Source organism: Streptomyces sp. NPDC107498 (assembly GCF_055582805.1).
Genome location: NZ_JBVJPE010000030.1, coordinates 13323 through 25295, shown reverse-complemented (window position 1 = coordinate 25295; position 11973 = coordinate 13323). Strand labels below are relative to the sequence as shown.

Below are 11973 nucleotides of genomic sequence, written 5' to 3'. Positions count from 1 at the left end.
CGCGTCGGGTCCGGCCGGTGCTTTCACCCGGTGCGGGCCCCGGGGTCCCGGAACCCGGCGCCGGGATCCACATTCGCCCCCTACGGTGGGGGCCCAGGTGCCGCGGAGACGGCGGCGGAGGGGACGTTCGGACATGCGCAGGGTTCCACCAGAGATGTTCCGGTTCACCACGGGGGAGCGGTCCGACCTGTACGGGGCCGTGCTCGAGGCCTTCGGGGTGGCCGGCGAGTACCTCGAGACCACCCTCGGGCCGGACGGCGTACGGGGCCGACTGCGCGCGGTGGGGTGGCTCGCGGCGGTCGAGGACCAGGAACTGTACGACGTACTCAAGCAGCTGGTGGAGTGGAAGCTCCTCGACGTGGTCCACAACCACGCCGAGAACTACCGCACGGCCGAGGAGTACGAGCGGCGCAACCTGCAGTACTCGCTCACCCGGCGGGGCGAGGCCGCGCTCGCCGGGGTGCGGCACGCCCTGGAGGTCCTCGCGTCGACCGGGGCCCTGCAGACCGCGGTGCTCGAGGCGATCGCCGACCGGCTCGACGAACTGAGCGTGCTGTCGGGCCGGCCCGCTTCGGCCGACCGCCGGATCTTCACCACCCTGCGGGAGCTCGAGGGACACCTGGAGGCCCTCGTGGAGAACACCAAGGCATTCAACGGCGAACTGCAGAGGCTCGTCCGCGCCGAGGGTGCGGACCTGGACGTGTTCCGCGACGTCAAGGCCGCCACCGTCGCCTATCTGCAGGAGTTCCTCGTCAACCTCGACCGGCGGGGGGAAGCGGTCGCCGCCGCCGTGGCCCGCGTGGAGGAGCAGGGCGTGGCCGTGCTGCGCGAGCGGGCCCTGCGAGGGGCCGAGCTGCCGCCGGTGAGCGGCGGAGATCCCGCAGCGGGATGGCTGGAGAGCAGGCGGGCGCGCTGGGCGGGCCTGCGGGCATGGTTCCTGCCGGACGACGCAGCACGCCCCCGCATCGAGCAGCTGCACGACATCGCCCGGCGGGCCATCGTCTCCCTCCTGCAGGTCCTGGAGCGGATCAACGAGTCCCGGCGCCGCTCCTCCAGCGCCGTGCAGGACTTCCGGGAGCTGGCGCGCTGGTTCGCGGCCGCGCCGGGGGAGGAGGACCTGCACCGACTGTGGTCGGCGGCCTTCGGGCTCGGCCCGGCGCGTCACGCCCACCTCGCCCACCCCGACCCGGAGCTGATCCCCTCGTCCCCTTCCTGGTCCGAGGCGCCGCCGGTGGAGGTCTCGGCCCTGCTGCGGACCAGCGGACGGACGGAGCGCTTCACCCGCACCGCCAAGGTGCGCGACGTCACGGCCGTCCGGGCGGAGCGCGCGGAGCGGGCCCGCGTCGAACGGGCGGAACTCGCCCGCGCCTGGCAGGCGCTGGAGACCGACGGCCCCGTGCGGCTGTCCTCCTTCGGAGCCCTGGATCCCGCGGCCTTCGACCGGCTGCTCGACCTGCTGGGCCGGGCCCTGTCCGCCCGGCCGGACGCGAACGGAGTGCGGCGCGCCGTGACGGGAGACGGCAGGGTGGAGGTCGGACTCTTTCCGCCGCCCGACGACCGCACCGCCGTACTGTCCACCGCGAAGGGCGAACTGACCGGCCCGGACCACGTCGTGCACATCACGGCGGCGGGGGGAACGAGTGTTTCCCCGACTGCCGCCGGCGTGCCGCGGAAGGTGACGGCAGGCCTGAGCGTTTCCCCGGGCGCCGCCAGCGCGCCCCGGCGGACGACGGCCGGACCGAGCGTCGCCCCGGCTCCCGCCCCCGCACCCCGGGAGGCGGCGGGATGAGCACGCTCGCCAACCAGCTGGCCTCCGCGGAACGCGAAGAGGTCGCGCACGGCATCCGCCTCCTCCTGGCCCGCCCCCTGCTCACCGAGGCCGCCGACCCGGCCGGCTTCGAACTCGTACGACGACGCCGCGAGCCACTGGCCCGGTGGTTCGACTACACCTGCGGCTGGAACCTCGTCGTCGAGCCCCGCCGGGGGTACGCCCGCCTCGTCAAGATCCGGTCCGCCCCGGACGGCTCCCGCCCCGCCCGCAGGGCGCGTTCCGGCCGGGCCCCGTTTGACCGCCGGCGGTACGTCCTGCTGTGCGTGACCGCCGCCGAGCTCCTGTCGATGCCCATGACGACCATCGGCATGCTCGCCGAACGCGTCGTCCAGGCGACGGCGGCCGACCGCGCGCTGGCCGGGTTCGACCCGGTCCACCGGCCGGAGCGGGCGGCGTTCGTCGACGTCCTGAAGCTGCTGGAGTCGTACGACGTGCTGCGCGCGGTGGACGGCACGACCGAGGCGTACGTCGACTCCGCGGAGGCGAAGGTCCTCTACCGCGTGGACACCACCCTGCTCATGCGACTGCCCGCCGCACCCGTCGGCGCCTCACGGCTCTCCACGCCCCCGGACGAGGTGCCCGCACGCTTCGAGGAACTCCTCTCCGGCCTGCTGCGGGAACGCCGCTACGGAGGCGCGGCCACCGACGGAACGGCGGACGAGACGCCCGGCGAGACCGCCACCACGGACGCCCAGCGCAACCTGCGGCTGCGCCACTCGGTGCTGCGCCGCCTCTTCGACGACCCGGTGCTGTACCGGGCCGACCTCGCCGAGGACGAACTCGCGTACGTCACCTCCCTGACCGGACGCCAGATCCTGCGCCGTGCGGTCGAACAGGCCGGCTTCCACCTGGAGGAACGGGCCGAGGGCTTCCTCCTCGTGGACCCGGACGCGATCGCCACCGACACGCGTTTCCCCGACGACACCTCCACCGCCCGCGTCGCCGCGCTGCTGCTCCTCGAACCGCTCTGCGCCGCGCCCGCGGGCATGCTGCCCGAACAGCTCGCCGAGGCGGGGGCGGAGCTGCTGCGCCGCTTCCCCCGCTGGGCCAAGGCCTACCAGTCCGAGGACGGCGCGGCCCGTCTGGCCGACGACGCCGTCCGCGTCCTGCTCGACGTCGGTCTGGTCGGCAGGGCCCGGGGCCGTGTCGCCGTACGACCGGCCGCGTACCGCTACCGCGTGACGAAGACCATGAGCCCGGCCCCCGAGAACGACGCGGAAGACACCACCGCTTCCAGCGGCACCGCCGCGGAAGGAGACATGCAGTGAGCGTGACAGAGTTCCCCCTCCAGCGACGGCCCGAGGAGCCTGCCGAGGCACCGCGCAAGCGCGTGGCGGGCGCCGCCCGCGGCCGCTGGCAGCCGCACCGGGCGGGCATCCTCAACGTCTGGCGCTACTACGACGAGACCTTCACCTTCCACCAGGGCCGCCTGCTGCTGCGCGGCCAGAACGGCTCCGGCAAGTCCAAGGCCCTGGAGCTGCTGCTCCCCTTCCTCTTCGACGCCAGCCTGCGTCCCAACCGCCTCTCCACGTTCGGCGGTTCGGAGCGCACCATGCACTGGAACATGCTGGGCGAAGGAGCGTCCGGGAAGACCCGCGTGGGATACGTGTGGATGGAGTTCCGCCGGGTCGGTGACGACGGTGCCGAGCAGTGGTTCGGCTGCGGAGCACGCCTGCAGGCGAGCGTGCACACCAGCTCGGCGCACGCCGACTACTTCACCACCGGCTCCCGCATCGCCCACCCCGACGGCGTGCGGCTCGTCAACGAGGCGGGGCAGCCCCTGACCCGGGCCGCCCTCGCCGAAGCCCTCCGCGACCAGGGCGAGGTGCACCCCTCGCCCACCGACTACCGCACCGCCGTGCGCCGCGAACTCTTCGCCGGCATGGGGGAGCAGCGCTACGAATCGCTGCTCTCCGCCCTGCTCCAACTGCGCCAGCCCAAGCTGTCCGAACGGCTCGACCCGTCCCTGCTGTCCACCCTGCTGTCCCGCGCCCTGCCGCCGCTCGGCGAGGGGGAGATCACCGAACTCGCCGAGGGATTCGAGCGCCTGGACCGGCAGCGCGAGCACCTCGACCACCTCGACGGAGAAGTGGCGGCGGCCGACGCGGTCGCCTCCCGGCAGCGCGCCTACGCACGCCGGGTCCTGCGCGCCGGCGCGGCCACGCTGATCGGGGCGACCACCGAGATGGACGACCTCACCCGCGCCGCCCGACACAGCGCCGAGGAACTCGAGAACGCGCTCGCGGAGCGCGAAGCGGCCCGGATCCGGCGCGACGACCACGAGACGCGGGCGCACGCCCTGGAGGAGACCGTCGAAGGACTGCGCGAGAGCGACGCGTACCAGCAGGGTGCGGAGCTCGACCGGCTTCGCCGTCGTACGGAGGACCAGGTCGCGACCGCTGGGGAGCGGCGCACCACCGCCCGGTCCGCCGAGAGCAGGGCGGAGAAGGACCGGAGGGACGCCGACGAAGCGGCGGCCCGGGCCCGCATCCTCGACGAGCACGCACGGGAAGCCGCCGAGGAGGCACGCAGGTCGGCCCGCGCGGCCGGCATGGAATCCATCCACCACGAGGTGAGGGCGCTCCTCGAAACGGAGTCCGCGGCGCACCCTGCCGACGGCACGGCGCACTTTGCCGACGGGGCGGGGAACTTTGCCGACGGAGCGGAGCACGAGACGGGTCTCCGCCGGGTCGGCGACTCCGACCCCGCCCCCCGCACGGTGGGCCAGGACGGTCCCGGCCAGGCCCGTCGGCTGCTCCGGGGCGCGATCACCGCACGAGGCCGACAGGTCGCCCACACCATCGAGGCGATCGACGAGCACGACCGCGCGGTGCGCGACCGGGGCGCGGCCGAAGAACTCCTCGACGAAGCACGCATCCGGCTGGGAGAGGCGATCGCCCGGCGGGACGAGACGGCCGCGACCTGGGACGACGCCCTCGCCGACCAAGCGGAACGGCTGCTCGCCTGGGCCGAGCACTGCACCGAACTGCGCATCGGCGACCCCAGGGAGCTGGCGGCCCGAGCGGCGGTCGAAGCCGACGTACGGGCGTTGGCCGACGCCGCCGCACGGCCGGTGGAACAGGAGATCACGACGGCGCGGGCCGGTGTGCGAGCCGCACACCAGGGGCTGGGGGAGGAGCGGGACCGGCTCGAGGCGGAGGTACGAAGGCTCAGCGGCGAGACCGATCTCCCGCCGTCCCCTCCGCCCACCCGCACCGCCGTCCGTACGGCGGTGGCGGGAGCGCCGCTGTGGCGGCTGGTGTCCTTCCGCGAAGGCGTCCCGCTCCCCGTCCAGGCAGCGGTGGAAGCCGCACTGGAGGCCTCGGGCCTCCTCGACGCATGGGTCAGCCCCTCCGACGGGATCACGCTGCCCGGCCACGACACCCGCGCCGAGGCCGCCCTGGCCGTGACCGTCGCGGGGCCCAGCCTCCTGGAGGTGCTGAGGCCCGAGGAGGACATCCCCGTACCGGCCGACGCCGTCACCCGCATCCTCGCGGGCATCGCGTACGGCACGACGCTGCCCGGCGGCCACCCCGCGGCCGTCTCCGCCGAAGGGGCGTGGCGACTCGCGCCGGCCACCGGCACCTGGAGCAAGCCGGAACCCGCCCACATCGGCGCCCTCGCACGCCGGCGTGCCCGGCAGCGCAGGATCGGCGAACTGACCGGGCGCATCGGCGAGACGAACGCCGCCCTCGCCGCCCTCGACGACCAGCTGCACGAGCTCGACGCCCGTGCCGCCCGGCTGGAGGCCGACCGGGCCGCCCGGCCCGACCACCGGGAACTCGACGCCCGCCGGCGGGACTGGGACCGGGCCGAGGAGAAGGTGGCCGCCCGGGACGACGCCGTGCGCGACGCGACCGAGCACCTGGCCCGGCGCGAGACCGAGGTGGCGGGCGCGATGCGCACGCTCAGCCGTCGCGCCGCCGAACACGGACTGCCCACGGACCGCGACCGGCTGCGCGTGCTCTCCGGCGACATCGAGAAGTTCCGGGACCTCGCGGACAACTGGGTGGACGCCCGCCTCACCGCGACCACCGCCGCCGACCGGGCCCGGCAGACGGCAGCTCAGGCGGACCGGTCGCGCCGCACCGCCGAGGAACGGGCCGGGGAGGCGACCGCAGCCGAAACGGAGGCAGCCGGGCTGACGGCGCGCCTGGAGGCAGTCGAGGCGACCGTCGGCGAGGACTACCGGCAGATCGTCGCACGCGTCGCGGAGGCCCGCGCCGAACGGGAGCGCTGCCGGAGCGAAGTGCGCCGGGTGACCGGACTCCTCGTGGACCTGGAAGGCCGCATCGGAGAACTGCGGGCCACGAGCGGGCAGGATGCCGAACGGCGGGAGCAGGCCGTAGCGAACCGGGACGGGGCGGCACAGCGGTTCCGGCACCTGTGCCTGGTCGGACTGGCCGAGGACGCCGGAATCGCGCCGGAACTCGACGCCGGGGACGGCACCAAGGCCACCCTGGAAGCGGCCCGCGCCACCGCGGCGAAATGGCCCGGCATCCCGCACGCCCCGCGCAACCTGGGCGACGCCGCGACCCGCCTCTCCGAAGCCGTCCACGAGGCGCGCCAGCGCCTCGGCACCCGCGCCGACCTGGAGCTGGAGCCCGACGACGACATCCAGCTCTTCACCGCCACCCTAGACGGCGTGCGCGTCGGGGCGACCGGCCTGCTCACCACCCTCGCCCAGGAACGCGACCGCAGCAGCGACGACATCACCGCGGCCGAACGGCGCCTCTTCGACCAGATCCTCACCGGTGACATCCGACGCCACCTCGCCGCCCGCATCCGACAGGCCGGCGAGCTCGTCGACCGCATGAACGGGCACCTGGAGCAGGTCCGCACCGCATCCAGGGTCGCGGTGCAGCTCGTCTGGGACGTCCGCCCCGACCTCCCTGACAGCACCCGCACCGCCCGGCAGCTGCTCCTCAAGGACCCGGGCCGGGTCACCGAGTCGGACCGGGAGGCCCTGCACGCCTTCTTCCGTGCCCGCATCGAGGAGGTCAAGGGCAGCGACACCGCGGCGAGCTGGGAGGAACACCTCGGCGAGGTGCTCGACTACACCGCCTGGCACCGCTTCACCGTCCGCCTCGACCGGGCCGACGGAACCGACTGGCAGCCGCTGACCAAGAAGCTGCACGGCGCGCTCTCCGGCGGCGAGAAGGCCATCGCCCTGCACCTGCCCCTGTTCGCCGCCGTCGCCGCCCACTACGAGGACTTGCCCCGGGCGCCCCGCCCGATCCTGCTCGACGAAGTCTTCGTCGGCGTCGACACCGTCAACCGAGGGCAGGTCTTCGCCCTGCTCACCGCACTCGACCTGGACCTCATGATCACCTCCGACCACGAGTGGGGCACCTACCGGGAGCTGCCCGGCATCGCCATCCACCAACTCCTCACCGACGGGGACGACGACGCCGTCACCAGCGCGCGCTTCGTCTGGAACGGCACCGGCATGGAGGCGGGATGACCGCCACGGAACCGGCCCCGGGAGGGGCCACCCTGCGCCGCCCCGAACTCCACCACCTCTGGCACACGGTCCACGGCCGCCTCTCCTCGGGCCGCCCCGTCACCCGGGTGCGCCTCGGACCGCTCGACGACCCCCAGCGCGAAGCCCTCGCGGACCTCCTCGGCCTGGAACGCCTACCGGGCACCAACCCCTCCGTCCCCCTGGCCCGCCTGGAAGAGGCCGTCACCGAACTCTCGGGCCGCACCGTACGAGAGGTGGTCACCGCACTCGTCGGTCCCCTCGGCGACCGGGCGGGCGAGCGGCGCCGCCAGGACGGTGAACGGGCCGGGCTGTGGGCCTGGCTGGCCGGCCACGACACCGTACGGGCCCAGCCGGCGCTCGCCGACTGGGCCGCGTCCTGCCGAGCCGCCGGCCTGCTCGGAGGCTCGGCGGAACACACCCGTACGCTGCTCACGGAAGCGCTCGGGGTGCTCGCCGAACTGCCCGGCCACGCCGAACCCCTGCCCGTGTTCGCAGCCCGGGTCCTCAACGGCCACGCGCACGCCCTCGACGACGGCACGCCCCTGTCCACACTCGTCCTGCGGGCCCTGGCCACCCTGTACGACACCGCCCCACCGCAGTCCGCCGCGGAGCGGCGCGCCCTGTGGAGCCGCGCCGGCGTGGCCGACGACGAACTGTCCGCCACGGTCCTCGTCGGCGGACTGCGCCCCGCCGGCGACGGCCTGCTCGCCCGCCTGACCGGCACGTGCGCCGAAGCCGGCCAGGCGGCGAGCCTGACCCTCGCCCAGGTCCGGAACCCGGGCGAGTTCACCCTGCCCGCGACTCCCGCGCCCGTCGTCCACGTCGTGGAGAACCCCAGCATCCTGGCCCTCGCCCTGCGGCGCTTCGGCCCCGAGTGCCCGCCGCTGGTCTGTACGTCAGGCTGGCCCAACACCGCGGCGATCCAGTTCCTGCGCCTGCTCGCGGACCACGGCGCCGTCCTCCGTTACCACGGCGACTTCGACGGCGAAGGCATCCGCATCGCCGCATACGTCCTGGACAAGACACCGGCCCGTCCCTGGCGCATGACGGCGGCCGACTACCACGCGGCGGTGTCCCGCCACCCGCACGGCCCTCGGCCCGGGCGCATCACCGAAGCGCCGTGGGATCCCGAACTGGCCGGGGCCATGGCGGAGCACGGCACGGCGGTGGTCGAGGAGCTGGTGGCCGACGGGCTGCTGGAGGACCTCGCCGAGAGCGCCTCACGAAGGGGGTGCTGACCTGCGGGGGAACGCCGAGACCACAGTGGCCCTGTTGTTGAGGTGGGAGGCGCCCTCAGGCGTTCCATCTGGTGGCGCTGAACTACGGGGTGGTGAACGGGCGAAGCTCGGCGAACCGCCACGGTGTTCTCACGGCGGTGGTGAAGGCGGCGGGGCCTTCTGGGAAGTGGGTGAGGACGCCGAGGAAGAGAGTGTGGGAGACGGCCAGGAGGGGGCCGTGGCGCCCGGCGGTGTGGTGGAGGAAGGCGGCGCAGTGGCGGGCGCGGGTGTGGAGGTCGGTGAGGCTTTCGCCGTCTTCACAGCGTAGGGAGGAGTTGGCGAGGCGGCGGGCTCGCCAGGCGCGGTAGGCCGGCGGGTAGGTCTCGGCCGTGCGGCCGAGGACGATGCTCGGGGCTCGCCATTCGGCGAGGAGGCCGGAAGTGGCCACGATCGCCAGGCCCGTGAGATGCGAGATGAGGGTGGCGGTCTGGCGGGCGCGGGGGATCGGGCTGGTGACGATCGCGGTGATGCCCTCGGGGAGGGGGAGGGAACGGCGTGCCTGGTCGCGGCCCTCCTGCGTGAGGGTGGCCTCGTGCGGGGAGTGGTAGCCGGGGCGGTGGCCTTCGCCCCACCACAGCGGCTTCACGTGGTCGATCGCCACACGCTGGCCGCGTGGGCCTCCGGCTTGCGCCCGCTGCGGGAACTGCTCCGAGCCGTTCCTCCGCCCCGCAGCCCTACTTCGCGCGCCTGAGATCGGCCACCGGTGGCCGCGGAATACGTTGAGCCACCCGCCCGGATCCTTTGCACGACCGACTTGGGGGACGCTTGCCGGGGATGTGGAATGGCGCGGAGCAGGTGCGTGATCGGAGGCGCTCTGCCGGGACAGGGACCGGTCCCCGTGCACGTGCGGGGACACGAGGACCGGCTTGGGGCGGATGACCCGTCCTGTGGGCGCCCACCACGACCGTAGGAACGGGACGGCCCATTCCGCTCGTGGTGATCCGCTGACCGGGTGGATGAAGCGTCGAGACCGCCTTCCGCGCGCGGTCCCGTGGCCACACCCGTGTGGAGGCGAACCCGGAGCCCTGTCTCCTCCGCGGCCCCGCTGAACGCGGTAGTTGAGGAACCCCCTCACCACGCCGTCGACCACGAGATGTTGCCCGTTCGTGATACCGGATCGGTAGTGGTGGTGAGTGTGGCGGTGAGCTCCGTGCCAAAGAGTGAGAGATCCCTGTGTTGTCGATCCTTTCGAGGAGCTGCCCATGCCTTCTGTGCCCTTGCGCGGCCTCGACGAGGGCCTCGACAACCTGGCCGTGGTCGCCAGCCGGTTCTTCGCCGGGCAAGACCTGGACGGCCTTCAGCCCACGGACGCGACGTTCTGGCGGCCGGGCCGCCGGATCGTGGTCAAGGACCTCGGCAGGCCCGTGGGCCGCTCGTCGTACCGGGCCGGCTGGCAGCGGCTCACCGTCCGTCTCATTTTTCTCGCTGCGGCTATGGGCGGGGGGTACGGGTATCTGCACCATCCGGACGCCGTCACCCAGGCCCTCACATACGCCGGCCCCGCAACCCTGCTCGCCACGGCGGTCGGCGGGGCCATGCACCGGATCAGGGGACGGGCACAGCGTGAGCTGCTGAAGGAATGGGTGCAGCCGCTGCATCAGGCGCTCGCCGGGCCGCTTCAGATCTCCGAGCACACCGACCCGCGTACTTATCTCCATGTACCGGTCGACTTCACCGACGACAACGCCGAGATCCGTGTCGATCTGCCGCCGCATCTGCGCTTCAACCGCGACGAGGTCGCCGAGCTGGTCATGCAGAAACTCGCCCTGCAGAACGCATCGGTCTCCTGGCGGCTGGCCGGCCGCGACCCGCACCTCATCGTCAAGAAGAAGGACCGGCCGCCGGCCTCGCTCGGCCTGAACGACCCGGGCGTACGCGAGCTGCTCGCCTCCGTGCCGGAATCCGCGCCGCTCATCGGCCTCGGCGCGGGCAAGCAGAAGGTGTCGGTCGACCTCGACCACGACTCCCCGCACGTCCTGATCTCCGCGGGCACCGGCGGCGGCAAGTCGACCATCCTGCGCACCATCGCCTGCCAGTTCCTCCACAATGGCGCCCAGGCCCACATCCTGGACTTCAAGCGGATCTCCCACACCTGGGCCCGCGGCATCCCCGGAGTGAACTACTGCCGGGACATCGCCGACATCCACGACGCCCTGATCCAGCTCGGCGCCGAGGGGCACCGCAGGATCCGGCTCGCCGAACAGCTCGGCGACGACGTCCTGGCCGCCGAACCCGAGCGCGTCGGCCCCCGCCAAGTGATCCTCCTCGAAGAGATCAACGCGACCATGGCCCAGCTGCGTCGCCACTGGGAGAAGCTGCGCACCACAGGAGATCCCAAGACGTCCCCTGCGATCGACGCCCTCGCCGAGATCCTCTTCATGGGCCGACAGGTACGCCTGCACGTCCTGCTCGTCGCCCAGTCCGCCACCGCCCGCGCGCTGGGCGGTCCGGAGATGCGCGAGAACTTCTCCACCCGCATCCTCGTCCGCTACACCCTCAACGCCTGGAAGATGCTCGTCCCCGAAGTCCACCCCGCCCCCAAGCCCACCCGCCACCCAGGCCGCGTCCAGGTCGTCCTCGGCGGCACCGCCCGCGAGACCCAGGTCCTCAACCTCTCCGATACCGAGGCACGCGCCTGGGCCATGGCCGGCGTTCCCGGCGACCGGCCGCCGAGCACCCTCCGGGCGCAGGACGCACCCGGCGACCGTCCACCGCACCGAGAGGCGGGGGAAGATGCGGCGAACGCCGAGCACTCGGGCGAGGAGCCCTTGGTCGGGCTGCGGTCCGCACAACAGGAGCTCGCCGGTACGACCCTGGCAGGCCTGCGCTGGGCCTGTCGCAACGACCCCGACTTCCCGGACCCCGCTGGTAAGAACGGTGCCGAGTACCTCTACAGCCTCGACGCCCTCCGCCACTGGGCGCGGAACCGCCCACGGAGCGGAGTTGCCGAGACGTAGGAGACCATCGCCATCCAGGGCACCCGACGAAGTGAAAGCAGAATGGGGCGTGGTCGACGGGCCGTATTGCCGTTTGGCAGGCACCGAGCAGCTGTCGGCCATGCCCCGTACCTGATCCCGGGAAAGACAGAGCGCTGTCTTTCCGTTTTTCCGGCAGATGACTGCATGACGCAAGATCGTAGGGCTTTGTGGTGCTGCCCTGTGATGTTCTCTGGGTGGTTTGTCGGTTTCGGTGAAAGTGGTTCAGACGGAACTGTGCGCGCTACAAAATTGCAGTTCACGCAGTCTGCTCCCCGCTCGCGCAGGGATGACCCCTCGGCCATGGCCCGCATGGCCCCGGTCAAGCTCTGCTCCCCGCTCGCGCAGGGATGACCCCAGCGCCGGTCGCTGACCGCAGACGAGCAGCGGCTGCTCCCCGCTCGC

6 protein-coding genes and 1 pseudogene are annotated in these 11973 nt (G+C 73.1%); 6 read left to right on the top strand and 1 reads right to left on the bottom strand.

Going from position 1 to position 11973, the window contains the following annotated elements; translation table 11 throughout:
• The first annotated feature begins 133 nt into the window (after positions 1 to 133).
• The 4 genes from ACZ66Z_RS33425 to ACZ66Z_RS33410 are packed head-to-tail and all read left to right on the top strand — an operon-like array spanning position 134 to position 8554.
• Positions 134 to 1789, top strand: coding sequence for a TIGR02677 family protein (locus tag ACZ66Z_RS33425; protein ID WP_469939447.1), 1656 nt, complete (start codon positions 134 to 136; stop codon positions 1787 to 1789).
• The gene (locus tag ACZ66Z_RS33420) at positions 1786 to 3099 is read left to right on the top strand and encodes a TIGR02678 family protein (protein WP_469939446.1); all 1314 of its coding nucleotides are present in this window, start codon (positions 1786 to 1788) and stop codon (positions 3097 to 3099) included. Before ACZ66Z_RS33425 ends, ACZ66Z_RS33420 begins: the two co-directional genes overlap by 4 nt.
• Entirely contained in the window at positions 3096 to 7295 is a 4200-nt protein-coding gene (locus ACZ66Z_RS33415) for a TIGR02680 family protein (protein WP_469939444.1), read from the top strand. The genes ACZ66Z_RS33420 and ACZ66Z_RS33415 overlap by 4 nt, the downstream gene beginning before the upstream one ends.
• A complete protein-coding gene (locus tag ACZ66Z_RS33410) occupies positions 7292 to 8554 on the top strand; it encodes a TIGR02679 family protein (RefSeq protein ID WP_469939443.1) in 1263 nt (420 codons plus the stop codon). The genes ACZ66Z_RS33415 and ACZ66Z_RS33410 overlap by 4 nt, the downstream gene beginning before the upstream one ends.
• Positions 8555 to 8636: 82 nt before the next feature.
• On the opposite strand, the gene ACZ66Z_RS33405 is transcribed toward ACZ66Z_RS33410, so the two are convergent.
• The gene (locus tag ACZ66Z_RS33405) at positions 8637 to 9194 is read right to left on the bottom strand and encodes a histidine phosphatase family protein (protein WP_469939442.1); all 558 of its coding nucleotides are present in this window, start codon (positions 9192 to 9194) and stop codon (positions 8637 to 8639) included.
• On the opposite strand from ACZ66Z_RS33405, the pseudogene ACZ66Z_RS33400 reads away from it, so the two are divergent.
• Positions 9147 to 9284, top strand: a pseudogene (locus tag ACZ66Z_RS33400) (restriction endonuclease); the annotation flags it as partial. The gene ACZ66Z_RS33405 and the pseudogene ACZ66Z_RS33400 sit on opposite strands and share 48 nt — an antisense overlap.
• A 511-nt stretch (positions 9285 to 9795) precedes the next feature.
• The gene (locus tag ACZ66Z_RS33395; protein ID WP_469939441.1) at positions 9796 to 11550 is read left to right on the top strand and encodes a P-loop NTPase family protein; all 1755 of its coding nucleotides are present in this window, start codon (positions 9796 to 9798) and stop codon (positions 11548 to 11550) included.
• The last annotated feature ends 423 nt before the right edge of the window (positions 11551 to 11973 follow it).

Excerpts from the sequence above, each read along its gene's own strand:
- ACZ66Z_RS33410 (WP_469939443.1), top strand. The coding sequence starts at position 7,292 with ATGACCGCCACGGAACCGGCCCCGGGAGGGGCCACCCTGCGCCGCCCC.
- ACZ66Z_RS33425 (WP_469939447.1), top strand. The coding sequence starts at position 134 with ATGCGCAGGGTTCCACCAGAGATGTTCCGGTTCACCACGGGGGAGCGG.
- ACZ66Z_RS33395 (WP_469939441.1), top strand. The coding sequence starts at position 9,796 with ATGCCTTCTGTGCCCTTGCGCGGCCTCGACGAGGGCCTCGACAACCTG.
- ACZ66Z_RS33420 (WP_469939446.1), top strand. The coding sequence starts at position 1,786 with ATGAGCACGCTCGCCAACCAGCTGGCCTCCGCGGAACGCGAAGAGGTC.